The organism is Streptomyces sp. NRRL F-5126 (genome assembly GCF_000721265.1).
Taxonomy (GTDB): domain Bacteria; phylum Actinomycetota; class Actinomycetes; order Streptomycetales; family Streptomycetaceae; genus Streptomyces.
The window spans coordinates 46,665-72,639 of sequence record NZ_JOFZ01000011.1 but is presented as its reverse complement, the minus strand read 5'-3'; the positions used below and the strand labels follow the sequence as shown (position 1 = coordinate 72,639).

Here is a 25,975-nt window from a genome sequence, read left to right as displayed (position 1 = left end):
GCCCCTCCCGGCTTCCGCCGGGCCACGTCGACGTCGCGGCCCTCGCTCGGCTGCGGGCCCGCCGGCCGGGGGCCGTCGCCGAGGCCGCGGCGCGCCGGCGGCGCAGGCCGCTGCTCGGCGACTCGGGACGGCTCATGATCATCGCTGCCGACCACCCCGCACGCGGTGCGCTCCGCGTCGGCGCCGACCCGCTCGCCATGGCCGACCGCGCCGACCTGCTCGAGCGCCTGTGCCTCGCGCTGTCCAGGCCGGGCGTGGACGGGGTGCTCGGGACGGCCGACGTGCTGGAGGACCTCCTCCTGCTCGGCGCGCTTGAGGACAAGGTCGTCGTCGGCTCCATGAACCGCGGCGGCCTCGCGGGCGCCGCCTTCGAGACCGACGACCGCTTCACCGGCTACCGGGCCCAGGACCTGGCGGCCGCCTCGTTCGACGCGGGCAAGCTGCTGCTGCGCGTCGACTACGCCGATCCCGGGCCCGGCTCGGCCGCCACCCTGCTGTCCGCGGCACGCGCCGTGGACGCCATGGCCGCCCACCGGCTCCCCGTCTTCGTCGAGCCGTTCATCTGCCGCAGGGAGGCCGACGGACGGCTGCGCAGCGACCTGAGCGCGGCGGCCGTCGTCCGGTCCATCACCATCGCGTCCGGGCTCGGCGGGACGTCGGCGTACACCTGGCTGAAGGTCCCCGTCACGCGGGACCCGGAGGAGATGGCCCGCGTCATGGCGGCCTCCACGCTCCCCGCCGTCCTCCTCGGCGGGGAGGTCGGCGACGACCAGGAGGGCACGTACGAGAAGTGGCGTGGCGCGCTGCGACTGCCCACGGTGCAGGGCCTGGTGGCCGGCAGGTCGCTGCTGTACCCGGCGGACGGCGACGTCGCGAAGGCGGTCGACACGGCCGTCGGGCTGCTGTGAGGGGCACACGGGGTACGGGTAGGAGGCAGACATGGCGGCAGAGGAACGGCGGGCGGCGCGGCGCGGGGCCGCCGCCCGGGACGACGACCCGGCGCGGACGCACGCTCGCGACGCCGCCCCTGAGGGCGGCCCCGCCGCGGGCCGCCCGGCCTCTCTGGCCGATGGCCCTGCGGCCGGTCGCGACCCGGCCCCCGCGCGTGGCCAGGCGGCGTGCGGCACGGCGGCCGCTGGGGGCCGTGGCACCGACCCGGCAGGGGTCCGTGGCGCAGGCCCCGCGGGCGGTCGCGAGTCGGGACCGGCGGGCGGCGCCACACGGGACGCGGGCACCACGGCGCCGGACGGGCGAGCCCCGGCGGCAGGCGGGACGGCGGCCGCCGGCGGGCGGCTTCACGTCCGTGCCGGGGAGACGGCCTCCGGACCATATGCCCTCGACATCGGGCCGGAGCGCGCCGGTTGGACGTACTGCTCCCTGCGCGTCCTCGACCTCCCGCCCGGCGGCAGCCACGCCTTCGCGACCGGCGGCAGCGAGTGGATCGTGCTGCCGCTGACCGGCGGCTGTACGGTGCACACGGAGGGTGAGACCTTCACGCTGCACGGACGCGACGACGTGTTCCGCGGGGTCTCCGACTTCGCCTACGTCCCGCGCGACGCGCACGCCCAGATCGCCTCCGGTGCGGGGGGCCGGTTCGCTTTGGCAGGAGCGAAGTGCGAGCGACGACTCCCCGCTCGCTACGGCCCCGCGCCGGAGGTTCCCGTGGAGCTGCGCGGTGCGGGCACCTGCTCGCGCCAGGTCAACAACTTCGCCGCGGCGGACGTGTTCGCGTGTGACCGGCTCATCGCCGTCGAGGTGCTGACGCCCGGCGGCAACTGGTCCTCGTACCCGCCGCACAAGCACGACGAGCACCGGCCGGGCGCCGAGTCCGTGCTGGAGGAGATCTACTACTTCGAGGTCGAGGACGACGGCCTCGGCTACCACCGCGTGTCGCCCTCGCGGGAGGGCGGGACGGATGTGCTCGCCGAGGTGCGCGGCGGCGACACCGTGCTCATCCCGGACGGCTGGCACGGGCCGTCCATCGCGCAGCCCGGGCGCACCCTGTACTACCTGAACGTCATGGCGGGTCCTGGCGAGACGCGCGAATGGCTGATCAGCGACCATCCGGACCACCGCTGGGTCAGGGACACCTGGCCCGCGCAGGCCGTCGACCCGCGCCTGCCCCTGTACACGGCCGCGGCCGCGGCCGGCCGTGACCGCGCCCCCGGCCGCCGAGGAGGCTCCTGATGCCCGAACCGGACCCCACGCCCCCGCCCCCGCCCCCGCCTGCGCCTGCCCCTGCGCCCACGCGCCGTCTCACCGTCGCGCAGGCGCTGATCGCCTTCCTCGCCCGCCAGTTCACGGAGCGGGACGGCGAGCGCCACCGCCTCATCGACGCCGTGTGGGGCATCTTCGGCCACGGCAACGTCGCCGGCCTCGGGCAGGCGCTGGTCGAGGCAGGCGGCGCGATGCGGTACGTGCAGGGCCGCAACGAGCAGGCCATGGTGCACGCGGCCGTCGGCTACGCCCGCCAGAGCGGCCGCCTCTCCGCGCAGGCCGTGACCACCTCCATCGGTCCCGGCGCCACCAACCTCGTCACGGGCGCGGCGCTCGCGACGATCAACCGGCTGCCCGTGCTGCTCCTGCCCGGCGACACCTTCGCCACCCGCCCGGCCGACCCGGTGCTGCAGCAGCTCGAAGCGCGCGCCGCGGGCGACGTCTCCGTCAACGACGCGCTGCGGCCCGTCTCCGCGTACTTCGACCGCGTCACCCGCCCCGAGGCGCTGATCCCCGCCGCGCTCGCCGCCATGCGGGTCCTGACCGACCCGGCGGAGACCGGCGCCGTCACACTCGCGCTCCCGCAGGACGTACAGGCGGAGGCGTACGACTGGCCCGCGGAGTTCTTCGCCGAGCGCACCTGGCGCGTGCGCCGCCAGGCGCCCGACCCGGACGAGCTGGCCGACGCGGTCCGTCTCGTGCGGGCGGCCCGGCGGCCGCTGCTCGTCGCGGGCGGCGGGGTGCGCCACAGCCGTGCCGAGTCGGCCCTCGCGGCGTTCGCCGACGTGACGGGCATCCCGGTCGCGACCACCCAGGCGGGCAAGGGCGCGCTGCCGTACGACCACCCCTGCGAGGTCGGCGGCGTCGGGCACACGGGCACGGCGACGGCCGACGAACTCGCGCGCGCCGCCGACCTGGTGATCGGCGTCGGCACGCGCTGGTCCGACTTCTCGACGGCGTCGGCGACGCTGTTCTCCGACCCGGCCGTGCGCTTCCTCAACATCAACGTGACCGGCTTCGACGCGCACAAGCTGGCCGCGCACCCGCTGGTCGGCGACGCGCGCACGGCGCTCGAAGCCCTCACCGACGGGATCGCCGCGGCGGGCGGCCACCGCGTCGACCCCTCGTACGCGGCCGGGTACGCCGAAGGAAAGCGGCGCTGGGAGGCCCGGGTGGACGCGGCGTTCGCCGCCGACGACGACCTGGCCGTGCCCACCCAGGGGCAGGTCGTCGGCGCGCTCGACGCGCTCGTCACGGCCGACGACATCGTCATCAACGCGGCCGGCTCGCTCCCCGGCGACCTGCACAAACTGTGGCGGGCCAGGTCGCTGGACCAGTACCACGTGGAGTACGGCTACTCCTGCATGGGCTACGAGATCCCCGCGGCGATCGGCGTGATGACGGCGGCGTCGCCGGGCCGGCCCGTGTGGGCGCTCGTCGGCGACGGCACGTACCTGATGAACCCCACGGAGATCGTGACGGCGGTGCAGCAGCGGCTGCCGCTGAAGCTGGTCGTCGTGCAGAACCACGGGTACGCGTCGATCGGCGGCCTGTCCGAGTCGGTCGGCGCGGAGGGCTTCGGCACGGCGTACCGCTTCCGCGCCGGAGCGCGGGCAGAAGGCGCCTTCACGGGCGACCCGCTCCCCGTCGACCTGGCCGCGAACGCCGCGTCGCTCGGCATGCGGGTGCTGCGCGCGAAGACCGTACGCGACCTGCGCGAAGCACTGGCGGCCGCGCGGGAGGCCGACACCCCCACATGTGTCTACGTGGAGACCGGAACGGCAGACACTGTGTCCGCCGTTCCGCCGGCCCAGGCGTGGTGGGATGTTCCCGTGGCGGAGACGGCGGGCCGCCCGGCCGCCGTACGGGCGCGCGAGGCGTACGACAGCAACCGGGCGAACCGCCGCCGCCACCTGTGAGACCCGACCCGTGCCACCGCCCTGTGCGGCCGCAACCGCGAAGGAGATCCCGCCGATGAAGACCGTGAACCACTGGATCGGTGGCAAGTCCGTCCCGGGTGTCGCCGGCGCGCCCGACCGCTACGGCGAGGTCACCGACCCGGCCACCGGCGAGGTCACCACGCGCGTCGCCTTCGCCGCCGCCGGCGACGTGGACGCGGCGATCGCCGCCGCGAAGGACGCGTACGCCACCTGGCGCACGACGTCGCTCGCGCAGCGCACCGCGATCCTCTTCCGCTACCGTGCCCTGCTGGACGCGCACCGCGACGACATCGCCGCCCTGATCACCGCCGAGCACGGCAAGGTGCACTCCGACGCGCTCGGCGAGGTGGCGCGCGGCCTGGAGATCGTCGAGCTGGCCTGCGGGATCGCCAACTCGCTCAAGGGCGAGCTGTCGACGCAGGTCTCCAGCCGGGTGGACGTGTCCTCGATCCGGCAGCCGCTCGGCGTGGTCGCGGGCATCACCCCGTTCAACTTCCCGGCGATGGTGCCGATGTGGATGTTCCCGGTGGCGATCGCGTGCGGCAACACCTTCGTGCTCAAGCCCAGCGAGAAGGACCCCTCGGCGCCGGTGCTGCTCGCGGAGCTGGCGTCAAAGGCCGGCCTGCCCGACGGCGTGTTCAACGTCCTGCACGGCGACCGCGAGGCGGTGGACGCGCTCCTGGTCCACCCGGACGTGGCGGCGGTGTCGTTCGTCGGCTCCACGCCCATCGCGCGCCACATCCACGCCGAGGCGACGGCCGCGGGCAAGCGCGTCCAGGCGCTGGGCGGCGCGAAGAACCACATGCTCGTCCTGCCGGACGCCGACCTCGACGCGGCCGCCGACGCGGCGGTCTCGGCCGCGTACGGCTCGGCGGGCGAGCGCTGCATGGCCATCTCGGCGGTCGTCGCGGTCGGTTCCGCGGGCGACGAGCTGGTGTCCAGGATCGTCGAGCGCGCCGGAAGGATCACCATCGGCCCCGGCGACGACCCGGCGTCGGAGATGGGCCCCCTCATCACCAGGGCGCACCGCGACAAGGTAGCGTGGTACGTGCGTTCCGCGGCCGGCCAGGGCGCCGAAGTGGTGCTCGACGGCACGGACTTCACCGTCGAGGGGCACGAACAGGGCCACTGGATCGGCCTGTCGCTGCTCGACCGGGTGTCCACCGACTCGGACGCGTACCGGGACGAGATCTTCGGCCCGGTGCTGTGCGTGCTGCGCACGGAGACGTACGAGGAGGCGATGGCCCTGATCAACGCCTCGCCGTACGGCAACGGCACCGCGATCTTCACGCGCGACGGCGGCGCGGCCCGCCGCTTCCAGCTGGAGGTCGAGGCGGGCATGGTCGGCGTGAACGTGCCGATCCCCGTGCCCGTCGGCTACCACTCCTTCGGCGGCTGGAAGGACTCCCTGTTCGGGGACCACCACGTCTACGGCAACGACGGCGTCCGCTTCTACACGCGCGGCAAGGTCGTCACGACCCGCTGGCCCGACCCGGCGGACACCCCGGCGGGCGTGGACCTGGGCTTCCCGAGCGAGCGCCACTAGCGCGCTCCGGTCGGGCGCGGCGCGCCTGGCGCGGCTCGCCCTGTGCGGCAGGTGGACCCCGCGGTGCCACCCACCGCGGCCGGGTGTCCACGGGGCGGACGGACAGGACAGAATGTCGGCGGCCGGGTCGAGTGAACACGTGTCAGCCGACCCGGTCGTCAGGCCGCCCGGCAACCACAGGAGGAACGCACGATCATGTCGGCCGAGACTTTCGAGTTTCAGGTGGAAGCACGCCAGCTGCTTCAGATGATGATCCACTCGGTCTACTCGAACAAGGACGTGTTCCTGCGGGAGCTCGTGTCCAACGCCTCGGACGCCCTGGACAAGCTGAGGTTGGAGTCACTGCGGGACGACGCGCTCGGCGAGGACGTGTCCGACCTGCACGTCGAGATCGAGCCCGACGCGACGGCGCGCACGCTCACGATCCGCGACAACGGCATCGGCATGTCGCACGAGGAGGTCGTGCGGCTCATCGGCACCATCGCGAACTCGGGTACGGCCAAGTTCGTCCGCGAACTCAAGGAGGGCGGCGGCCAGGCGGAGAACCTCATCGGCCAGTTCGGTATCGGGTTCTACGCCGCGTTCATGGTGGCCGACGAGGTCACCCTGCTGACTCGCCGCGCGGGCGAGGCCGAGGGCACCCGCTGGTCGTCGTCCGGCGAGGGCACGTACACCGTCGAGAGGGTGGACGACGCCCCGCAGGGCACCAGCGTCCTGCTGCACCTCAAGCCGGAGGACGCCGAGGACCAGCTGCACGACTACACCAGCCCGTGGCGCATCCGGGAGATCGTCAAGCGCTACTCGGACTTCATCACCTGGCCGGTCCGGCTGATCGACCGGTCCGCCGCGGGGGCCACGGACGGCGCGGCGCAGGACTCGGGCGCGGACGGCGCGGAGGCGAAGCCCGCCCAGCCGGAGCCCGCCGAGCCGGAGACGCTGAACTCGATGAAGGCGTTGTGGGCCCGTCCGCGTGACGAGGTCGGCGACGACGAGTACCACGAGCTGTACAAGCACATCAGCCACGACTGGACCGACCCGCTGGAGACCGTACGGCTCCAGGCCGAGGGCACGTTCGAGTACCAGGCACTGCTGTTCATCCCCGCGCACGCGCCCCAGGACATGTTCATGCAGGGCTACCAGCGCGGTGTCCAGCTCTATGTCAAGCGCGTCTTCATCATGGACGACTGCGAGGCGCTGGTCCCGTCCTACCTGCGGTTCGTCAAGGGCGTGGTGGACGCGCAGGACCTGTCGCTCAACGTCTCGCGCGAGATCCTCCAGCAGGACCGGCAGATCCAGCTGATGCGCCGCCGGCTCGCCAAGAAGATCATCTCGACCGTCAAGGAGATGATGGCGAACTCGCCCGACCGCTACGCCACGTTCTGGCGGGAGTTCGGCGCGGTGCTGAAGGAGGGGCTGCTCGGCGACGCGGACAACCGTGACGCCATTCTCGCCGTGTCCTCGTTCGCCTCCACGCACGACCCGGAGAAGCCGGTCACGCTGCGGGAGTACGTGGACCGCATGCCGGAGGGGCAGAGCCACATCTACTACCTGACCGGCGAGTCCCGCGGCGCCATCGAGAACTCCCCGCACATGGAGGCGTTCCGCGCCAAGGGCGTCGAGGTACTGCTGCTCACCGACCCGGTCGACGAGGTGTGGGTGGAGGCGGTACCCGAGTTCGAGGGGCACGCGCTGCGGTCGGTCGCCAAGGGCGAGGTGGATCTCGGCTCGGAGGAGGAGCGCAAGGAGGCGGAGAACGAGCGCGGCCGCCGCCAGGAGGAGTACGCGTCGCTGCTGGCGTGGATGACCGAGCGCCTCGGCGAGCAGGTCAAGGAGGTGCGGCTGTCCTCACGCCTCACGGTCTCGCCCGCCTGCGTCGTCTCCGACACGCACGACATCACGCCCGCTCTTGAGTCCATGTACCGGGCGATGGGCCAGGAGGTGCCGCACGTCAAGCGCATCCTCGAACTGAACCCGGACCACGGTCTTGTCGGCGGCCTGCGGTCGGCGCACGGCGAGCGGGCCGACGATCCGGCCGTCGCGGAGACGGCGGAGCTGCTCCTCGGCATGGCTCTGCTCGCGGAGGGCGGGAGCCTCACGGATCCGGCGCGCTTCGTGTCGCTGGTGGCCGGGCGCCTGGAGAGCGCCCTCTGATCGACCGGGCCCTCGACCTGGCACCGGTTGGGGCGCTGCCCGAGCTCAGCCGAGCTCGGGCAGCGCCCCCTGCAACCGGTCGAGGCCCGCGCGGGCCAGCGCGCCCAGCTCCTGCTCGTTGTCCGGCTTGACCCACGCGGCGAACGCGTCCTTGAACGCGAGCATGCCCATCTCGGCCGCCAGCGTCGCGGCCGGGTCGGGCACGCCGCGTGCGCGCAGCGCGTCCGCCATGGACGCGGCGAGGCCGACGTGCTTGAGCTGGTCGCGCTCCCGCAGCTCGGCGCTGGTCGCGATGACGGCGCTGAGCCGTGGCCCCAGCTCGCGGTTGAACGGCGTCATCGCCTCGGCCGCTCGCTCAAGCCCTGCGGCGACGGCGGTCAGCGGAGTGGCGCCTTCGGGCGCCGCGGCGATGCCCTCGGTCATGAGCCGTGACAGCGTCTCCTGACCAGCGGCGAGCACCTCCCGCTTGTCCGGGAAGTGCCGGAAGAACGTGCTCTTGGTGAGCCCGGCGCGTTGCGTGATCTCGCTGACGGTCGTCGCGTCGTAACCCTGCTCGGAGAACAGGTGCAGTGCGGCGGAGACGAGCCGCTGTCGCGCGTCGGGTTCCCATCGGGGCATGCACCCGATCATAACAATGCGACGATTGTCCCATCACCCGTCGAGCCTTCCCACGCGGTCCCTGGGATCAGCGGTACCAGGCACATCGGCCGGCAGGTGGTGCACAGTGGTGGCATGGCGGCTACGGAGTTCGGGCGGACGGTTCGGCGCTGGCGCGACCGCGTCCCGCCCGAGGTGGTCGGACTGCCTGCCGGCGGGCAGCGGCGGGCGGCCGGGCTGCGCCGTGAGGAGCTGGCGCTGCTTGCGGGGATCTCCGTCGACTACGTCACCCGCCTCGAACAGGGCCGGGCGTCCAACCCGTCGGAGCAGGTGGTCGAGGCGCTGGCCCGAGCGCTGCGGCTGTCGCAGCCCGAGCGCGCCCACCTGTTCAATGTCGCGGGACTCGTCCCGCCGGGGCGCGGCACCGTCCCCGCGTCCATCACCCCCGGCGTCCAGCGGATGCTCGACAGGATGACCGGCACACCGGTCGCGGTCTTCGACGCGGCGTGGACGCTGCTGCTGGCGAACCCGCTCTACTCGGCGCTGATGGGCGACCAGTCGCTCTTGCGGGACAACGAACGCAACGGGGTCTGGCGCAACTTCCTCGGCCCGGCCGGGCGCGTGCGCCACACGGAGGAGTCCCGGCGTGCGCTCCAGGAGGCGATGGTCGGCGACCTGCGCGCGACCGCGAGCCGCTACCCCTCGGACGGGCGGCTGCGCCGCCTCATCGCCGAACTGCGCGCGGGAAGCGGCCGGTTCGCCCAGCTGTGGGACGCCGGTGTGGTCGGCGGGCAGCCGGAATCCCGCAAGACCATCGACCACCCGCAGGTGGGCGCGCTGACACTGGACTGCGACGTGCTCACCGTCCAGGGCGCGGACCTGCGCATCATGGTCTACACGGCGGAGCCGGGCACGGCGGACGCCGACCGGATCGCATTGCTCGCGGTACTCGGCACGCAGACGCTGGGCGGCGAGCACCGGGTGGCGCCGGAGGCCGCCCGGCCCTGACGTCCACCCGTCTGGCCCGATCAGCCCGCGCGCCAACCTGTCGTCCGGGTGAGGCCGTCCATCAGCAGGTCCAGCAGGCGCTCGGCTTGCTCGCGCTGGTGGTCGGCGCCTGCGGCGAGGGTGACGCCTGCGAGTGCCGTGAGGATGTCGGGGGAGGGGATGCCCTCCCGGATCAGCCCCCCGGCGGTTCCGGCGGCGCGGAACTCCTCGACCGCGTCCGTCAGTTGCCGGCGCGTCTGCGAGCCCAGGTTCGCGTCGTCCCGCAGCAGGGCCCCCAGTGTGTCGGCCATGCCGTGCTTGGTGGCCAGGTAGTCCAGCACCTCCGACATCCACGTCCGCAGGGCCCGGTCGGCGGGCAGTTCGGCGAGCAGTGGCGCAGGGCGCGTGGCGAGCCGCGCGGTCTCGTAGCGGTAGGTGGCGTCGACGAGTTGCTCGCGGCTCGGGAAGCGGCGGTACAGCGTGCCGATCCCGACGCCCGCGTCCTTCGCGATCTGCTTCAGCGTCGCGCCGGCGCCGTCCCGGGCGAAGGCGGCGGCGGCCGCGGCGAGCAGCTTGTCCTCGTTGGCGCGTGCGTCCGCCCGTGGCGGGCGGGCGGTGCGACCGGTCATGCGTGCCTCCCTCTGGGCCGCTGCTTGCGGCGCCGCTTGCTATGCGGAGCCGACTCCGCTTATCGTGGTGGAGAGTAAGCGGAGCCGACTCCGCCTACTGAGACGTTAGCAGGCGGCCGAGGGCCCGTCCCTTCGCGCTCGTCGCGCCGCCGCGTACACGAAAGGGCGTCCACACCATGCGATACCGCACGCTGGGCGGCACAGGGGTCCAGGTCAGCTCGTTGTGCCTCGGCGCGATGATGTTCGGGAAGTGGGGCAACCCCGACCACGACGACTCGATCGCCCTCATCCGCACCGCGCTCGACGCGGGCGTCAACATCGTCGACACCGCCGACGTGTACTCGGACGGCGAGTCCGAGACGATCGTCGGCAAGGCCATCGCCGGAAGGCGCGACGAGGTCGTCCTCGCGACCAAGGTGTCGAGTCCGATGGGCCCCGGCATCAACGAGCGCGGGGCGTCGCGGCGCTGGATCGTCCAGGCCTGCGAGGCGAGCCTGCGCCGCCTGGGCACCGACCACATCGACCTCTACCAGGTGCACAGGCCCGACCCCCACGCCGACCTGGACGAGACCCTCGGCGCCCTGTCCGACCTCGTCCGTGCGGGCAAGATCCGCTACGCCGGCTCGTCGACGTTCGCCGCCTCGACGATCGTGGAGGCCCAGTGGACGGCGGAGCGGCGACAGCGCGAGCGCTTCGTGTGCGAACAGCCGCCGTACTCGCTCCTGACCAGGGGTATCGAGACCGACGTGCTGCCCACCTGCGAGGCCCACCGAATGGGCGTGCTCGCCTGGAGCCCGCTCGCCGGGGGCTGGCTGTCGGGCCGCTGGCGCCGGGGTGCGGCGGATCCGTCCAGCCACCGCACCGGCACGATGCCGTTCCGGACCACCACCGCCCATTACGACCTGGACGTCCCCGCCAACCAGGCGAAGCTCGACGCCGCCACGGAGCTCGCCGGTATCGCGGACGAAGCCGGCCTGACGCTCGTCCAGTTGGCGCTGGCGTTCGTCACCACGCACCCGGCGGTGACGGCGGCGATCATCGGCCCCCGCACGGCCGAGCACCTGCGGGGCCAGCTCGACGCGGCGGACGTCGAGCTGGAGCCCGCCGTACTCGACCGCATCGACCGCGTGGTGGCGCCCGGCGTCGACCTCAACCCGGACGACACGCGGTACAACGCGGCACTCCTCGCGGACCCGGCGCGCCGCCGCAGGGTTGTGGGCGCGCGGTGAGCCGCCCGCCGGGCGTCACTTCCCCCATGTACGCCGTGCGTTGACGAGCGCGAGCCGCGCGCTGAGGGCCTCGCGCATCGAGAGTGCGCGGACGTCCGTCACCGCAGCCGCCCAGCACGTCCCGTCACGCAGGGGCAGCAGGCGCACGGACTCGACCGTGCTGCGCAGTACGAGCCCGAGCCGCCCGGTCGCGGTGTCCCGCACGAGCGTTCCGGGCTGCGGCCTCACGTCGTCCGCCTGTCGGTGGCGTCCTGCTCGCGGCACGTGAGGGCGCCGGCGAGCGCGATCGCCACGTCCGGCCGTACGCGGCCGAGTTCGACCAGGTTCACACCGGCCACCGGCCCGAGCGGATCGGGCCCGAGCGACGGCAACACGATCCCGCGCTCGGACAGGGCCCATTGGAGCGCGCTCGTCGCGGCCGCCGCGTCGTGCCATGCGGCGGCGGCGCCGTCGTCGGGGAGGTGTGCGGTGTGTTCGGGCATGAGGAATCCGTCGCCTTCCGTGCTCTGCGTGAGCTGTCGCTACGTTTCGTGTTCATGCTGGGGCAATCGCCGCTACGCTCAACAGGGATGACACGGGCACAACGCATCTGCACGATGGAAAGGGTCAGGCATGACCACGAGCGACAAACCGTCGATGTTCCCGCGCCCGAGGTTCGGCTGGGAGTTCTTCGGTTCGGAACTGCGCCGCAGGCGCGAGGCGGCGGGCCTGAAGCAGCAGGAGTTAGGGGACCGCGCGTACTGCTCGGGCTCGTACATCGGCCAGTTCGAGCAGGCGATCCGCAAGCCGCAGCTTGAGCTGGCGCAGCGGTTCGACGAGGTACTGGGGACGGACGGGTACTTCGGGCGCATGTGCGAGGAGCTCATCAATCGCACCGTCTTCGAGAGCTACTTCACGCAGGTCCAGTACCTGGAGAGCCTGGCTGTCTCGCTGCGCGAGTACGAGTCCGTCTTCGTGCCGGGGCTCCTCCAGACCCCGGAATACGCACGGTCGTTGTTCCTTGCCGCGCACCCCGCGCTGCCCGAGGGCGTTGTCCGTGAGTGGACGGAGGCTCGCATCAGCCGTGCGGAGATGCTGCACGATCCGGCCCAGCCGACCTATTGGGCGGTCATCAGCGAGGCTGTGCTTCGCCAGCAGTGCGGTGGTCCGGCGGTGATGCGGCGGCAACTGCTGCACATCGCCAAGCTGATCAAGGCGCGGCGCATCGGCTTGCAGGTGCTCCCGTTCGCGGCTGGGGCACCGCCGATCGGCGCCTCGCTCAAGCTCATGACCTTCGATGACGCTCCACCCGTGGCCTACTCGGAGGCGCACCAACTGGGCGAGTTGATCGATGATCCGGCAACAGTGCAGGAGGCTGATGTGACTTACAATCTCGCCAGGTCTGCTGCGCTGTCGACGCAGGAGTCCCTGGCCCTGATCGAGTCGGCAATCGAGGATGGCGCAAGTGCGGATTGAACAGCCTCTGGACCCGGCCGTTTGGCGTAAGAGCTCCTACAGCTCCGGGAATTCCGACAACTGCGTCGAGGTCGCGGACAACATCCTGGGTGTTGTGCCGGTCCGCGACAGCAAGGCCGTCGCCCCCGGCGACCCCGTCCTCGCCTTCGCGCCCCGCGCGTGGGCGGCCTTCGTCGCCAGAGCCAAGGGCGGCCTCGGCGGCTGATCACCGCCGCGTACAACAAGCCGGCTGTAGGGCCGTTGACCTGCCCTTCCCGCCTGTTGGCCTCGTAGGGTGAAGCTCTAGTCACTCAGAGAAACGAGGAGGCGCCATGTCCGATCACCGCAAGCCCGAGCCCGACACCTCTCAAGGCAAGCCGCCGCCCGGCAACTCGGACAGCAAGGTTCCCAACCCACCGCCGCCCACCGGCAAGCGGAGGAAGTGAGCCCCTTGTCGCTGCCCGCCGCGCGGCGGCGGATGGTGGACGCCATGGATGACGGGGGCCTCTGGCCCCCCGATTCCCCCTGGGTCCGCCAGGCCGTGCTCCGCACTCCCCGTGACCGATACGCCCCCGCCGCCGTCCGCGTCTGGGACGGCCACGCGGCCGTCTACACCACAGTCGACCGCGACCGCGACCCCAGCGCGTGGGCCGACGCCGTCTACCCGGACCCGTACGACGCGACCGTCATTGACGTCGTCGACGGGTTCGCGGCATCCAGCATCTCGTGCGTGTCGGTCGTCGCGGACATGCTCGACTCCCTCGTCGTCGAGCCCGGCCACCGCGTCCTCGAACTCGGCACCGGAAGCGGCTGGAACGCCGCGCTGCTCGCCGCGCGCGCCGGGGACGGGCTCGTCACCAGCGTCGAGGTGGAGCCCGGGCTCGCCGGCGCCGCGAGGGACCGGCTCGACGGCCGCGCGGAAGTGGTGCTTGGCGACGGGGCCGTTGGATGGCCCGACGGCGCACCCTATGACCGGCTCGTCTCCACGTACGCCGTGGACGAGGTGCCCTGGGCCTGGGTCGAGCAGGTGCGGCCCGGCGGGCGGATCGTCGTCCCGTGGGGACGGCTCGGCCACGTCGCGCTGACGGTGGCCGAGGACGGGCGTTCCGCCACCGGCTGGATGCAGGGCCTCGCCGCGTTCATGCCGGCCCGGGGCACGGACCAGGGGCAGACGTTCTCCCAAGTGCAAGCCGCTGCACCCGACTTCGTCGAATCGGCCACCGAGTGGGATTCCACCCCGCTGCACCTCGACGGCAACACCCTCTTCGCGGTCCGAGTGCTGCTGCCCGAGGTGCGGGTGACGACCGAGCAGCGAGACGGCAGCGGAGGCATCGTCGCCCGGCTGCACGACGGGCGCGCCTCATGGGCCGTCATGAACGGCGCCCGCACACGCCAGGGCGGATCCCGCCGCCTCGCGGACGAGGTCAGGGAGGCGTGGCGGCGGTGGCAGGACGCCGGAGCGCCCTCCGTCTACGAGTTCGGGCTGACCCGTACGCCGCACGGCCAGCACCTGTGGGGGCCTGACGGGCGGATGTGAAGGGCACGCCGCCCGGATGCGGCGTGGGCAGGGCACGGTCGCTCAGGCGAGACCAGGCCGTCCATGGACGGCCTCAAACGTCCCGGCCTCCGTGAACGCGTTGGCGATCGGTGCGATGAGCGAGGCGAATCGGCGGGCGCCCGTATTGCCGATCGGCGCCCACAACGCGGCGCAATGCTCGTCCGTTTCCATTTCGATGCGCTCGCGTGCCGCACTGCCGGCCTCGGTGAGTACAGCGTCGGAGTCGAGCCAGCCGCGCGCGATGAGGCGTGCCGTCGCCCCGCTCCACTCCTCGTCGTCCCACTGGCGGGTCGTTCTCGCGAGAGCTGTCGGGAGGCGACCCGTCGCGGTGTGCAGAACAAGGCAGTCGCACGGCCCGAGGCCGTTGTCGGCGAGTACGACGAGATGGGCGTCGCCGCGCCACTCGCGCACCACCGTGATCTGCTGCCAGAGCGCGACAAGAGGATCGGAGGGAAGCGCGACCGAGGCATTCGCGGCGGCCAGCACCTTGCCGGCGTAGTCGGCGCCGGAGACGACCGGATCGATCAGCGAACGCGCCTCGGCGAGGCGGTTGTCACTGAGACGCGCGTTGACGCGCCGCATCGCACGGCCGGCGGCCGCGAAGCGGGCCGCCTGCCACCGCTCGGGCGATGCGGCGTCCCATACGCCCGCCATGGCCCGCACTGCCCGCGGGCTGAAGTTGTAGAAGGCCGCGAGCGTGACCTGCCACGGAACCGGGCCCATCGCAGCCGACCGGAATGCCAGGTATGCCGGCCCGCGGTCGGTCACGCCGAGCCCGGCCGCCTCCTCGGCGGTCTCGGGGCAGAGGTAGATGAACAGGTGGGCGGCGCTGACGGCGCGGCTGACGTCCCGGACGGCGTTCAGGTCCATCGGACCGTCGCCGGTACGGGCGGAGTCGGGAGCGGGAAGGGTGTCGTCGTGCATGGCGGTGGCGTCTCCGAGGGGTGGGCCGCGCTGTCAGGCGGGCGTTTCGGCACTGGTCTTTTCCGGGCGAGGATGTCCTCCCGACCACAAGAATCGACTGTAGCAGTAATAATCGATTATTCGGGCGATCGTCTACGATGACCCCATGGCTCGAACGGTGCAGTCCTCGACCCCGCCGGGGAAGCAGATGCTCTCCGAACAGGTCTACGCACATCTGCGGGACGCGATCATGCGCGGGGACCACTCTCCTGGCAGCCCCCTCAAGCCGCAGGACCTTGCCAAGGAGCAGGGTGTGAGCCTGGCTGTGGTGCGTGAGGCACTTGTACGGGTGGTCGGCGAGGGGCTCGCCGACCGGCTGCCCAACCGCGGTTTCGCGGTCCCGGCCTTCTCCGACCACCGCTGGCAGGAGATCGCGGAAGCCCGCCGGAGCATCGAACCGGTGGTACTGCGTATGTCCATCGAGCGCGGCGATGTCGACTGGGAGGCACGTGTGCGGGCTGCCCACCATCGTCTCGTGCGCACTCCGGCCTACGTGCCGGAGGAGGGCGCGCACTACACCGGCGCTTGGGCCGAGGCCCACAGGGCCTTCCACCGCACGCTGCTTGACGGATGCGGCAACCGCGCGCTGCTGGAGACCTTCGACCGGTTGTGGACCGCGAGCGAGCTGGCTCGCCGTTGGTCGGCGCACCGCAACCCCGGCCGCGACGGCGCCGAGGAGCACCGCAGCCTGGAGGAGGCGGCGCTGGCCCGCGATGCCGACACCGCGACCGCCGTCCTCGTCAGGCACCTCACTTTGACAGCGGCAGTTCTGACCGATGGTCAAGGCCGGAGCACCTAGGCCCACGCCACAACGGCGAGTCGAGGGAGACCAGGCTCAGCTCGAACCGGCCGTAGGAGTCCCCGCGGGTGCTCGCCTCCACGTACTCCGCCTGCGGTACGCGCACTTCGGGGGCGTACGCCGATGGGAGGGCCCGAGCGGCCGCCGGGTTGCGACCCGGGTACGTCGTCACTGTCAGTGGCGGCCCGTACAGTCGTCGGCATGGAGATCCGAATCCCTCGACGGCTCGGGCTGCGCACGCGGTGGACCGCGATGCTGGTGGCCGTCCTCGTCGTGCTCGTCGGCGGCGGGACGTGGACGGCCGTCGCCGCTACGGGCGGTGGCGGCGCGCCGGTCGTGCACCGGTCGGACCGGTTCATGGACATGCCGGGGGCCCGGATCGACACCTCCTACTTCGTCGCGGACAGCGATCAGGGTGGCGGCGGGCGGCGGCCCGCCGTGCTGCTGGCGCACGGGTTCGGCGGCAGCAAGGCGGACGTGCGGGGCGAGGCCGAACGGCTCGCGCGTGACGGGTACGCGGTGCTGACGTGGTCGTCGCGCGGGTTCGGCAGGTCCACCGGGAAGATCGGCCTGAACGATCCCGCGCATGAAGTCAAGGACGTCTCGCGGCTGATCGACTGGCTCGCTCGGCAGCCGCAGGTCGAGCTCGACGGGCCTGGCGATCCCCGGGTCGGCGTCACCGGCGCCTCGTACGGCGGGGCGATCTCCCTGCTCGCGGCCGGATACGACCGGCGCGTGGACGCGATCGCGCCGGAGATCACGTACTGGAACCTCGCGGACGCGCTGCTGCCCGGCGGGGTGTTCAAGAAGCTGTGGGCCGGGATCTTCTTCTCCTCGGGCGGCGGCTGCGGGCGCTTCGAGGCGAGCCTGTGCGAGCTGTACCAGCGCATCGCCGTGGCGGGGAAGGAGACGCCCGCCGACCGGGCGCTGCTGGAGAAGCGCAGCCCGTCGGCCGTCGCCGACCGTATCGACGTGCCGTCGCTGATCGTGCAGGGCCAGACGGATTCGCTGTTCCCGCTCGGCCAGGCGGACGCGATGGCGAAGGCCATCGCGCTGGGCGGCGCGCCCGTGTCCGTCGACTGGATGTCGGGCGGCCACGACGGCGGAGATCAGGAGACGAGCCGTGTCGAGGGGCGGGTGTCGGCTTGGTTCGACCGCTACTTGAAGGGTGACAAGAGCGTCGACACCGGGCCCGCGTTCCGGGTCACGCGCACCGGCGGCATCGACTCCACCGACGGCGCGGCCGAGCTGCGGGGCGCGGAAGCGGACCGCTACCCGGGGCTGCGCGGCGACCCGAAGCGCATCGAGCTGACGGGCGGCACGCAGTCGTTCGCGAACCCGGCGGGCGGCAACCCGCCGTCGATCTCCGCGGTTCCCGGGCTCGGCGGACTCGGCGCGTTCGCCACCGGGGCGGGTTCGGGCTCATCGGGGAACGGCTCGTCCGGGGGCGGCGCGTCCGGTGGCGGGGCCGGTGGCTCCGGCGACGGCGGTGGGTCCTCGGGAGGTGCGGCCGGGCAGCTGGCCGCCGCCGGGCTCGGGCTGTCCTTCGACTTCCCCGGGCAGTACGCCCGGTTCGAGTCGAGGCCGCTCACGCACTCGCTGCGGATCACCGGGTCGCCGACCGTGCGGGTCAAGGTCGCCTCGTCCACCGGGCAGGCCGTGCTGTTCGGCAAGGTGTACGACGTCGCGCCGGGCGGCGGTCGGGTGCTGCCCTCGCAGCTGGTCACCCCGGTGCGCGTCGACGGCGCGAAGCACGGCAGGACCGTCACCGTGACGCTGCCCGCCGTCGACCACCAGGTGCCCGCCGGGCACCGGCTGGAAGTCGTCCTGGCCGCCACCGACCTCGGGTACGCCTCGCCCGCCGCCCCCGCCACGTACACGGCCTCCCTCGCGGGCGGCTCCCTCTCCGTGCCGACCGACCCCGCCCTGACGACCGGCGCGGCGCCGCTGCCCTGGTGGGTGTGGGGGCTGCCGGCGGCGGGGCTGGTCGTCGCGGCGGCGCTGCTGCTGGGTGCGCGGCGGCGGGGCGCCGTCCCGGCGCCGGATCCCGCGCTCGCCGAGGTGCCCCTGCAGATCACGGGGCTGACGAAGCGCTACGCGAAGTCGGCCGATCGGTACGCGGTGCGCGACCTGTCCTTCCGCGTGGAGAGGGGCCAGGTGCTCGGGCTGCTCGGGCCCAACGGCGCGGGCAAGACGACCACGCTGCGCATGCTGATGGGGCTGATCGCCCCCGACGCGGGCGAGGCGAGGATCTTCGGGCACGCCGTGCGGCCGGGCGCGCCCGTGCTCTCGCGCGTCGGCTCGTTCGTGGAGGGCGCGGGGTTCCTGCCGCACCTGACGGGGCGGGCCAACCTGGAGCTGTACTGGCGTGCCACGGGCCGTCCCGCGCAGGACGCGCACATCGAGGAGGCGCTGGAGATCGCCGGTCTCGGCGACGCGCTGGCGCGTGCCGTGCGCACGTACTCGCAGGGCATGCGGCAGCGGCTCGCCATCGCGCAGGCCATGCTGGGCCTGCCTGATCTGCTGATCCTCGACGAGCCGACGAACGGCCTCGACCCGCCGCAGATCCGCGAGATGCGCGACGTGATGATCAAGTACGCGGCCGACGGCAGGACGGTGATCGTCTCCAGCCACCTGCTGTCGGAGGTCGAGCAGTCCTGCACGCATCTGGTCGTCATGCACCGCGGGCAGCTCGTGCAGGCGGGCCCCGTCACCGAGATCACCGGGTCGGGGGACACGCTGCTCGTCACCACCGAGGGCCAGGTGCCCGATGCCGCGGTCGGGGCGGTCGCCGCGCTGCCCGGCGTCGCGTCCGCCGTGGGTACGGAAGCGGGCCTGCTGGTGCGGCTCGCGGGCGCGACGACGAACGCGCTGGTGACGGAGTTGCTGCGGCTCGACGTGCGGCTGACGGGCCTGGGCCCCCACCGCCGCCTTGAGGACGCGTTCCTCACCCTCATCTCAAACGGGGGCGGCACGGCGGACGACGCCGGCAGCGCCGGTGCGCGCGTCCACGAGGAATCCACGGTCCCAGGAGACCAGGCATGAGCGCGCTCACCCAGTCGGCCCCCGGCTACCGTGCCCGCCGAACCCTGCCGTTCAGGGTCGAGACGGTGCGGCAGCTGAAGCGGCGCAGGACGCTCGTGATGGGTCTCGTGCTCGCGCTGCTGCCGTTCGTCCTCGCCGCCGCGTTCGCCGTCGGCGGCACGCCCGGCGGGGCGGACGGGCAGCTGACGCTGATGGCTACGGCCACGCGCTCGGGGGCCAACTTCGCGGCGACGGCCCTGTTCGTGTCGGCCGGGTTCCTGCTCGTCGTGCCGGTCGCGCTGTTCTGCGGGGACACCGTCGCCTCGGAGGCGGGCTGGTCGTCGCTGCGCTACCTGCTCGCGGCCCCCGTGCCGCGGTCGCGGCTGCTGGTGAGCAAACTGCTGGTGGCGCTGTGGATGAGCGCCGCCGCGATGGTGGTGCTGCCGCTCGTCGCGCTGGCCGTCGGCACCGCCGCCTACGGCGGGGGCCCGCTGGAGCTGCCCACGGGAGGCCAACTGTCTCTTGGACAGGCGCTGCCCCGGCTCGCCCTGGTGGTCGCGTTCGTGTTCGTGTCCCAACTGGTTACGGCGGGCCTCGCGTTCTGGCTCTCCACGAAGACGGACGCGCCACTGGGCGCGGTCGGCGGCGCGGTCGGGCTGACCATCGTCGGCAATGTGCTCGACGCGGTGACCGCGCTCGGCCACTGGCGGCAGTTCCTGCCCGCGCACTGGCAGTTCGCGTGGATCGACGCGCTCCAGCCGCAACTGGAGTGGTCGGGGATGCTCAAGGGCTCCGCGGTGTCGGTGGCGTACGCGCTGGTGCTGTTCGCCCTCGCGTTCCGCGGGTTCGCACGCAAGGACATCGTGTCGTAGGCAGGATCGGCCGGCCGGCCCGAAGCCGTCAGAGAACTCCCGCGCCGGCGACGAGCATGCCGGCGAGGCAGGACAGTTGCGAGCGCTGCGCATCGGTGAGGTGCGCGGTGAGGGCGAGGATCCGGCGGCCCGCCTCGTCGGTGGCGGCCCGGGCGAGCTCGTGCCCCTGGGGGGTCAGCGATACCCGCACCGCACGTTTGTCGTGCGGGGCCGGGGTCCTGCGCAGCAGGCCGCGCCGCTCGGCCCGGTCGGCCAGCCCCGTCATGCTGGACTTGTCCAGGCCCAGGTGATCCGCGAGTTCCCGCATGCCGGGCTCGCGGTCGCGCAACACGCCGAGCAGCCGCAGTTGGACGAGGGACAGCCCGTTCTCCGCAGCGACACTCCCCAGCTCGCCCTGCACGGCGAACGACAGCCGGGCCAGGGCGTCGACGATCCCGAGATCGGCCGATTCCGCTGGATGGGTGGGCGAGGAGGGGACGGCGTCGTCAGGCATGGCCCCATCGTACTTGACGTAGTACGTGGCACAAACTAATTTGGTTTGTGCCACGTACTAAAACCTGGCAAGCCCATCCGTATTCCAGGAGCCGCCATGTACGCCGCAGTCGTCCGTTCGTTCGATCGGCCGCCCCGCTATGAGCAGTTCGAGACGCCACGCCCCGCGGACGGCCAGGTCCTGGTGGACGTGGAGGCCGCGGGCCTGCACCCCCGGGTGCGCTCAGGCGCCGCTGGGACCCACTACACCAGCGACGGTCGGCTGCCCCTGGTGCCCGGTGTCGACGGTGTGGGACGGCTGCCGGATGGGCGGCGCGTCTACTTCGTGGCGGACGACGGAGTCCCTGGGACAATGGCCGATCAGGCACTTCTCGATCCGCGCAGGTCCGTTCCGCTGCCGGAGGGCGCCGACCCCGTGGTGATCGCCGCCGCCATGAACCCGGCCATGTCCTCGTGGGTTGCGCTGCGCCGCCGGGTCGCCTTCAGGGGCGGGCAGAGCGTGCTGGTGCTCGGCGCGACGGGCAGTGCGGGCCGGATGGCCGTACAGGTCGCCCGCCACCTCGGCGCGGCCCGCGTCGTCGCCGCGGGACGCGACCCCGGGCGTCTGGAGGCGCTCGCCGGGCTCGGCGCCACGGATTCGGTCTCCCTCGCGGGCGACCCGGAGGAGGCGGCCGTCAGGTTGGGTGTGGCTGCCGCGGACGTCGACGTCGTGATCGACTACACGTGGGGGGCTTCGACGGAGCGGGCCATGTCCGCCCTGATCACCCACCGTAGTGACCGCAGCATGCCGCTGGACTGGATTCAGATCGGCTCGACGGCCGGGCCGGAAATCACCCTCCCCTCCTTCATGTTGCGCGCCGCGAACTTGCGGATCATGGGCAGCGGCCAGGGCTCGGTCACCGCCGCCGGGATCGTCGCCGAACTGCCGTCCCTGATGGAGCGGCTGGTGGCCGGCGCGTTCACTGTCGACGCCCGGGCGGTGCCCCTGGCGGACGTCGAGGCGGCCTGGACCGCTACGGAGGCCCCGGGGCGGCGTGTCGTCTTCCTTCCGTTCACCGGCTGACCGGCCCAACGGCCCAAACGGGCGTGAGGCGTTCCGGGGCCGCCGGAAGAATGAGGTCCGCCCGCGTCGGGCAGAGGTGCCAGGCGATGCGGTCGGGCGGCGGGGGCAAGCGTCAGGCGGAGGCGCGGCTCAGCCGGCGGAGCTGGATCTCGGCCAGGGCCTGCTGCTCGGCCGCCATCGTGCGCAGCCCGATCGCGACCCTGCGCGCGTCGACCCCTTCCGGGTCGGCCACCGGGTAGGGCCTGCCGAGCGGCGTGTAGCGGGTGCCGTACGGCTGGGGCCTGCCCAGTTCGACCGCGCAGTGGTCGGTCGCGTAGGCGGCGTGGATCGGCGGGCACTGCCCGCGCTCGACCGCGTCGGTGATCAGGTCGCGGCACGAGAGCTTGAGCGCCAGGTCGTCGGCGTGCAGGAGGATCATCAGCGCGGCCGTCGAGGCCTCCTCGCCGACCAGCTCCGCCGTCGGCCAGCCGGACTCCTCGACGATCTCGTGCAGCGCCGCCGCGTTGATGGCACGGCAGCGGGCGACACGCCTGCGCATCTGGGCGCCGGGCAGGCGCTGGGCCTGTGTGGTGAGACGCCCGTCCCGCGCGATCCTGTCCACCAGCTCACGGGCCAGTCCGCGCCAACCGTCGTAGCCGTCGGATCCGTCGGGCCCATCGGCTTCGCCGGACGTCGCCTCCTGCTCGCGCCGCTCACCCGGCACATCGCGCTCAGCGCCGCCGCGCGGCACGTCCGCGTTCGGTCCGTACGCCACTCGTGCGTCACCCATCCCGTCGCCGCCCGTGTCTGAGGTGTGCGCCGTCCGCCCGGGCCGGATCCGCGGCGGACGCGTCCGCGAGGGACACCGTCGCCCAGACCGTTCGTCCCCCGCCGTTCCTGTCCGGCTCGGTGCCCCAGGCGTCGGCCACCCTGTCCACCAGGAACATCCCGTGTCCCGCGGACAGCGAGCCCGCCGCCACGCCCTCGTCCCTGACCTCCACGCGCACACCGCGCGCGCAGACCCGCACCGCGCAGCCCACGACGGCGCTGTCCGTGCGCAGCACGGCGTTGGTCAGCAGCTCCGACACGACGAGCGCGGCCATGTCGCACAGTTCCCCCGGCACCCCGCCGCGCAGCAGCTGCGCGTGGAGCCGGCGCCGCGCCGCGGTGACCGACGCAGGCCTGCGCGGGAAGACGTACGAGTACGCGCACGAGGCAGCCGGTAACTCGCCCGGCCCGGACGCCCCGGCCGGCCGCACAGCGCGTTCCTGGTCCGCGACATGTTCCTTGATACGAGCCACGACGCTCACTATGCGCGCTCACTCGGTCACGCCGCAACCGACTCCCTGATAATTTCAGAATGCTCGCCAACTCCCTGGATAGCTCAGCAAGCACCTGGCAGACTCGGCCGGGTGAAGCGGTGTCAGGTGGTGACGGTGTGGTGAGTGAGGCGCGGTCCACGGTTCCGGCGGTGTCCTCGGCCTCGGCCGGGAGCGGCAGCTCTCCCACCGTGCTGCGCATCGTCCTCGGCAAGCGGCTGCTCGCCCTCAGGGAGGGCGCGGGCGTGACCCGGGAGGCGGCGGCGGGCGTGCTGGACGTGACGCCCCTGACCGTCCGGCGGATGGAGAACTCGGAGGTCGCCATCAAGCCGCCGTACGTACGGCTGCTGTTGCAGCTGTACGGCGTGGGCGGGGGCGAGGTCGAGCAGTTCATCGAGCTGGTGAAGGCCGCCAACCGCCCGGGCTGGTGGCACCGCTACCGTGACGCGGTCCCCGGCTGGTTCAGCGCGTACGTGAGCCTTGAGGACGAGGCAAGCCTGATACGCACGTACGAACCGCACTACGTGCCGGGCCTCTTGCAGACCGAGGACTACGCGCGCGGTGTCCTCGGCGCGGGCGCGCACAAGAACGCCGAGGAGCTCGACCGGCGGGTGGCGCTGCGGATCAAACGACAGCAGCTGCTGTCGAAGCAGGGCGCGCCGATGCTGTGGATCCTCATGGAGGAGTCCGTGCTCAGGCGCCCCGTCGGTGACACGCCGGGCGTGATGAGGGACCAGGTGGACCACCTCCTGGAGGCGACCGCGATCCCGAACCTCACCCTCCAGCTGATGCCGTTCGCGATCGGCCCGCACCTGGGGGCGTTCGGCCCGTTCCACCTGTTCCGCTTCGATGTCACGGAGCTCCCGGACATCGTCTACACCGAGAACCTGACGGGCGCGGTCTACCTGGACCGCCGCCCGGACAGCGCCGCGTACCTGGAGGTGCTCGACAACCTGTCGGCACGCGCGGCGTCGGTGCACGAGACGAAAGCCTTCCTCCAGAACATACGCAAGGAGTTGTGATGCACGAGATCCACAACGGCATGCCGGCCGACGACCTGGGCGCCGAGGGCTGGGAGAAGCCCTGGAGCGGCCCGAACGGCGGGAGTTGCGTCGAGACGAAGAAGCTCGACGGCCGCCGTGTGGCGGTGCGTCAGTCCACGGATCCGTCCGGCCCCGCGCTGATTTGTTCCGACGATGCCATGGCGTCCTTCGTCGAAGGCGCGAAGAATGGGCTCGCCGACTTCCTGCTGTAGGCGAAGGCGTATACGCACCGATAAACGGACGGACGGACCAGGGATGACCGACCTCGACCAGGTGTCACTCGACGAGATCGACACCAGCAAGCCGCACCCGGCGCGCATGTACGACTTCTACCTCCAGGGGAAGGACTACTACGAAGCAGACGAGATCGCCGGGCAGAAGGTGCTCGAGGTCTTCCCGACCATCAAGATCACGGCCCGGGTCAACCGCTCGTTCATGCACCGGTTCACGCGCCACCTGGCCACGGAGAAGGGCGTGCGCCAGTTCCTCGACATCGGCACGGGCATCCCGACGCGCCCCAACCTCCACCAGGTCGCGCAGGAGGCGGCCCCCGAGGCGCGCGTCGTGTACGCCGACTACGACCCGGTCGTGCTGCGCCACGCGGAGGCGTTGATGCGCAGCACGCCCGAGGGCCGCACCACGTACATCCAGGCGGACGTGCGCGAGCCCGAAACCATCATGGCCGCGGCCGAGTTGCACGAGACCATAGACCTGAAGAAGCCGGTGGCCCTTTCGCTCAACGCGCTGCTGCACTTCGTCCCCGACGAGAACAAGCCGTACGACATCGTGCGGTACCTGCTCGACCGGCTCGCGCCCGGCAGCTACCTGGCGATCTCCCACTGCACCGCCGACTTCGCGCCGGAGATGTGGGCGGGCGTCGCCGAGGTGTACCACCGCGGCGGGATCCCGCTGCAACTGCGCTCGCGTGACGAGGTCGCCGCGTTCTTCGACGGGCTCGACCTGGTGGAGCCGGGTGTCGTCACCCCGCACAACTGGCACCCCGACGGCGAGACGGTGCCCGGCACCAGCGACGACTCGGTGTCGATGTACGCGGCGGTGGCCCGCAAGCCGTAGCCGCGGCCCTGCGGCACACGGCGTGCCGCCGCGCGCCCCTGCCGCGCCCTTCTCCGGGAGGGGCGCGGGTGGCAGGGTTGCGCCGTGACAGTTGATCCGCTCGTGCGCGAGGTGGCCGGCGCGTACCTCACCCTCACCGACGCCGCCGTGCCCGGCCTCGTGCAGGGGCTGTACCTGACGGGCTCCGTGGCGCTGGGCGACTTCCGGCGCCGCGGCGGGGACATCGACTTCGTGGCGGTCTCCGCGCTGCCGCCGTCACCGGCCCAGACCGCGGCGCTGCGGCAGGTGCACGCGCGCCTCGCGGGCCATGTGCGCCGGCCCTTCTTCGAGGGCCCGTACGTGACGTGGGACGAGCTCGCCGGCGACCCCGCCGACGCGGCCCCCGGCCCGTACGCGCACCGGGGCGGCCTGCTGCCTGCGGTAGCGCACGGCAGGCAGCCCGCCACGTGGCAGGTGCTGTCGCGCCACGGCGTGGCGCTGCGCGGGCCGTGCGCGCGGGACCTGACGGTCGACACGTCGCCCGGGGAACTCGTCCTGTGGGCCCGGGAGAGCCTGACCCGCTACTGGCGCCCGTGGTGGGAGCGCGGCTCCCGGCTCCTCACGTCGGAGGGCCTCGCCTGCCTGGGCGCGGAGGCCGCCACCTGGGGCGTGCTCGGCGTCGGCAGGGCACACCGTGCGCTCGCCACGGGCGAGGCGGTCTCCAAGACGGCGGCGGCGCGGTACGCGCGCACCGCGTTCGGCCCCGAGCACCACCGCGTCCTGGACGAGTGCCTGCGCATCCGCGGCGGCGAGACGGGCGGACGGCTCTACGCGAACCCGCTCGCACGCCGCAGGGACGTGCTGGCGTTCGTGAACGCGGCGATCGAGGACGCGCCGGCGCACGGGTGACGCCGCGGACGCGTGCCGCGCCGCGTCCTCGTGCGGGGCTGCACCCGCGTCCAGGGTCGCGCCCGTGGGGACGGCGTCCCCGACGCAGTGGCGCCCAGGCGCGAGGCTCAAGGAGCGTCGGCGCCGCTCGCGCCGCCGGGGAAGGCCGTGAACGCCGGGACGGCCCGGCGC

Annotated in this window: 25 protein-coding genes and 1 pseudogene; 18 read left to right on the top strand and 8 right to left on the bottom strand. The window is 72.8% G+C overall.

The annotated features are described in order from the left end of the window. Window positions 1-50 precede the first annotated feature (50 nt). The 5 genes and pseudogenes from IH48_RS0123640 (at window position 51) to htpG (ending at window position 7,854) form a co-directional block, all read left to right on the top strand. Window positions 51-908 carry a Cgl0159 family (beta/alpha)8-fold protein gene (locus IH48_RS0123640; RefSeq protein ID WP_030908146.1) on the top strand — a complete coding sequence of 286 codons (858 nt, stop codon included), beginning with the start codon at window positions 51-53 and terminating at the stop codon, window positions 906-908. Window positions 909-1,290: 382 nt separating this feature from the next. Further along, a pseudogene (iolB, locus tag IH48_RS0123635) lies at window positions 1,291-2,187 on the top strand (5-deoxy-glucuronate isomerase); the annotation flags it as partial. Next, the gene (iolD, locus tag IH48_RS0123630; protein ID WP_051840446.1) at window positions 2,187-4,136 is read left to right on the top strand and encodes a 3D-(3,5/4)-trihydroxycyclohexane-1,2-dione acylhydrolase (decyclizing); all 1,950 of its coding nucleotides are present in this window, start codon (window positions 2,187-2,189) and stop codon (window positions 4,134-4,136) included. The pseudogene iolB and the gene iolD, both read left to right, overlap by 1 nt. Window positions 4,137-4,191: 55 nt before the next feature. Next, window positions 4,192-5,703, top strand: coding sequence for a CoA-acylating methylmalonate-semialdehyde dehydrogenase (locus IH48_RS0123625; RefSeq protein WP_030908140.1), 1,512 nt, complete (start codon window positions 4,192-4,194; stop codon window positions 5,701-5,703). 195 nt (window positions 5,704-5,898) lie between these two features. Then, on the top strand, window positions 5,899-7,854 hold the full coding sequence (gene htpG / locus IH48_RS0123620; protein WP_030908139.1) for a molecular chaperone HtpG: 1,956 nt from the start codon (window positions 5,899-5,901) through the stop codon (window positions 7,852-7,854). Between the two features lie 45 nt (window positions 7,855-7,899). Here the strand turns inward: htpG and IH48_RS0123615 are convergent, their stop codons facing one another. Next, on the bottom strand, window positions 7,900-8,472 hold the full coding sequence (locus tag IH48_RS0123615) for a TetR/AcrR family transcriptional regulator (protein ID WP_030908137.1): 573 nt from the start codon (window positions 8,470-8,472) through the stop codon (window positions 7,900-7,902). Window positions 8,473-8,586: 114 nt separating this feature from the next. On the opposite strand from IH48_RS0123615, the gene IH48_RS0123610 reads away from it, so the two are divergent. Continuing rightward, entirely contained in the window at window positions 8,587-9,459 is an 873-nt protein-coding gene (locus tag IH48_RS0123610) for a helix-turn-helix transcriptional regulator (RefSeq protein ID WP_030908136.1), read from the top strand. 20 nt (window positions 9,460-9,479) lie between these two features. Here IH48_RS0123610 and IH48_RS0123605 read toward each other — a convergent pair whose 3' ends face one another. Further along, window positions 9,480-10,067, bottom strand: a complete 588-nt coding sequence (locus tag IH48_RS0123605) for a TetR/AcrR family transcriptional regulator (RefSeq protein ID WP_030908132.1) — start codon at window positions 10,065-10,067, stop codon at window positions 9,480-9,482. 176 nt (window positions 10,068-10,243) lie between these two features. Between IH48_RS0123605 and IH48_RS0123600 the strand changes: the two genes are divergently transcribed. Next, the gene (locus IH48_RS0123600) at window positions 10,244-11,296 is read left to right on the top strand and encodes an aldo/keto reductase (RefSeq protein ID WP_030908129.1); all 1,053 of its coding nucleotides are present in this window, start codon (window positions 10,244-10,246) and stop codon (window positions 11,294-11,296) included. Window positions 11,297-11,311: 15 nt separating this feature from the next. Here the strand turns inward: IH48_RS0123600 and IH48_RS0123595 are convergent, their stop codons facing one another. Both IH48_RS0123595 and IH48_RS0123590 read right to left on the bottom strand, forming a co-directional pair. Continuing rightward, window positions 11,312-11,524, bottom strand: coding sequence for a hypothetical protein (locus tag IH48_RS0123595; RefSeq protein ID WP_051840444.1), 213 nt, complete (start codon window positions 11,522-11,524; stop codon window positions 11,312-11,314). Next, window positions 11,521-11,778 (bottom strand): hypothetical protein, encoded by a 258-nt coding sequence (locus IH48_RS0123590; RefSeq protein ID WP_051840442.1) that lies wholly within the window; start codon window positions 11,776-11,778, stop codon window positions 11,521-11,523. The genes IH48_RS0123595 and IH48_RS0123590 overlap by 4 nt, the downstream gene beginning before the upstream one ends. A gap of 130 nt (window positions 11,779-11,908) precedes the next feature. Between IH48_RS0123590 and IH48_RS0123585 the strand changes: the two genes are divergently transcribed. From IH48_RS0123585 to IH48_RS0123575, 3 genes are all read left to right on the top strand, one after another. Then, window positions 11,909-12,751 carry a helix-turn-helix domain-containing protein gene (locus IH48_RS0123585; RefSeq protein ID WP_107059357.1) on the top strand — a complete coding sequence of 281 codons (843 nt, stop codon included), beginning with the start codon at window positions 11,909-11,911 and terminating at the stop codon, window positions 12,749-12,751. Then, window positions 12,732-12,956, top strand: a complete 225-nt coding sequence (locus IH48_RS0123580; RefSeq protein ID WP_051840440.1) for a DUF397 domain-containing protein — start codon at window positions 12,732-12,734, stop codon at window positions 12,954-12,956. Before IH48_RS0123585 ends, IH48_RS0123580 begins: the two co-directional genes overlap by 20 nt. A gap of 264 nt (window positions 12,957-13,220) precedes the next feature. Further along, window positions 13,221-14,267 (top strand): hypothetical protein, encoded by a 1,047-nt coding sequence (locus IH48_RS0123575; RefSeq protein WP_051840520.1) that lies wholly within the window; start codon window positions 13,221-13,223, stop codon window positions 14,265-14,267. Between the two features lie 42 nt (window positions 14,268-14,309). Here IH48_RS0123575 and IH48_RS0123570 read toward each other — a convergent pair whose 3' ends face one another. Then, a complete protein-coding gene (locus tag IH48_RS0123570) occupies window positions 14,310-15,212 on the bottom strand; it encodes an SCO6745 family protein (protein ID WP_030908112.1) in 903 nt (300 codons plus the stop codon). A gap of 145 nt (window positions 15,213-15,357) precedes the next feature. Here IH48_RS0123570 and IH48_RS0123565 point away from each other — a divergent pair, with 145 nt between their 5' ends. The 3 genes from IH48_RS0123565 to IH48_RS0123555 all read left to right on the top strand — a co-directional run bounded on the left by IH48_RS0123565 (window position 15,358) and on the right by IH48_RS0123555 (window position 19,946). Then, on the top strand, window positions 15,358-16,050 hold the full coding sequence (locus tag IH48_RS0123565; protein WP_030908109.1) for a GntR family transcriptional regulator: 693 nt from the start codon (window positions 15,358-15,360) through the stop codon (window positions 16,048-16,050). A 201-nt stretch (window positions 16,051-16,251) separates the two neighbouring features. Continuing rightward, window positions 16,252-19,095, top strand: a complete 2,844-nt coding sequence (locus tag IH48_RS0123560) for an alpha/beta fold hydrolase (protein WP_078849972.1) — start codon at window positions 16,252-16,254, stop codon at window positions 19,093-19,095. Continuing rightward, window positions 19,092-19,946, top strand: coding sequence for an ABC transporter permease (locus IH48_RS0123555; protein WP_030908103.1), 855 nt, complete (start codon window positions 19,092-19,094; stop codon window positions 19,944-19,946). Before IH48_RS0123560 ends, IH48_RS0123555 begins: the two co-directional genes overlap by 4 nt. A 28-nt stretch (window positions 19,947-19,974) precedes the next feature. On the opposite strand, the gene IH48_RS0123550 is transcribed toward IH48_RS0123555, so the two are convergent. Next, on the bottom strand, window positions 19,975-20,439 hold the full coding sequence (locus IH48_RS0123550; RefSeq protein ID WP_030908101.1) for a MarR family winged helix-turn-helix transcriptional regulator: 465 nt from the start codon (window positions 20,437-20,439) through the stop codon (window positions 19,975-19,977). 96 nt (window positions 20,440-20,535) lie between these two features. Between IH48_RS0123550 and IH48_RS0123545 the strand changes: the two genes are divergently transcribed. Beyond that, complete coding sequence (locus tag IH48_RS0123545; RefSeq protein WP_030908099.1) at window positions 20,536-21,501, top strand: quinone oxidoreductase family protein; 966 nt, start codon at window positions 20,536-20,538, stop codon at window positions 21,499-21,501. A 112-nt stretch (window positions 21,502-21,613) separates the two neighbouring features. On the opposite strand, the gene IH48_RS0123540 is transcribed toward IH48_RS0123545, so the two are convergent. Together IH48_RS0123540 and IH48_RS0123535 are read right to left on the bottom strand one after the other, a co-directional pair. Continuing rightward, on the bottom strand, window positions 21,614-22,255 hold the full coding sequence (locus IH48_RS0123540) for a DUF6624 domain-containing protein (protein ID WP_234434360.1): 642 nt from the start codon (window positions 22,253-22,255) through the stop codon (window positions 21,614-21,616). Between the two features lie 7 nt (window positions 22,256-22,262). After that, window positions 22,263-22,781, bottom strand: a complete 519-nt coding sequence (locus IH48_RS0123535; protein ID WP_158710342.1) for an ATP-binding protein — start codon at window positions 22,779-22,781, stop codon at window positions 22,263-22,265. Window positions 22,782-22,951: 170 nt separating this feature from the next. On the opposite strand from IH48_RS0123535, the gene IH48_RS0123530 reads away from it, so the two are divergent. From IH48_RS0123530 to IH48_RS0123515, 4 genes are all read left to right on the top strand, one after another. Continuing rightward, window positions 22,952-23,821 carry a helix-turn-helix domain-containing protein gene (locus IH48_RS0123530; RefSeq protein ID WP_030908093.1) on the top strand — a complete coding sequence of 290 codons (870 nt, stop codon included), beginning with the start codon at window positions 22,952-22,954 and terminating at the stop codon, window positions 23,819-23,821. After that, window positions 23,821-24,054, top strand: a complete 234-nt coding sequence (locus tag IH48_RS0123525; RefSeq protein WP_030908091.1) for a DUF397 domain-containing protein — start codon at window positions 23,821-23,823, stop codon at window positions 24,052-24,054. Before IH48_RS0123530 ends, IH48_RS0123525 begins: the two co-directional genes overlap by 1 nt. A 43-nt stretch (window positions 24,055-24,097) precedes the next feature. Beyond that, window positions 24,098-24,916: an SAM-dependent methyltransferase gene (locus IH48_RS0123520; RefSeq protein ID WP_030908090.1), complete on the top strand. Its 819-nt coding sequence runs from the start codon at window positions 24,098-24,100 to the stop codon at window positions 24,914-24,916. Window positions 24,917-25,000: 84 nt separating this feature from the next. Next, complete coding sequence (locus tag IH48_RS0123515) at window positions 25,001-25,804, top strand: aminoglycoside adenylyltransferase domain-containing protein (protein WP_030908088.1); 804 nt, start codon at window positions 25,001-25,003, stop codon at window positions 25,802-25,804. The last annotated feature ends 171 nt before the right edge of the window (window positions 25,805-25,975 follow it).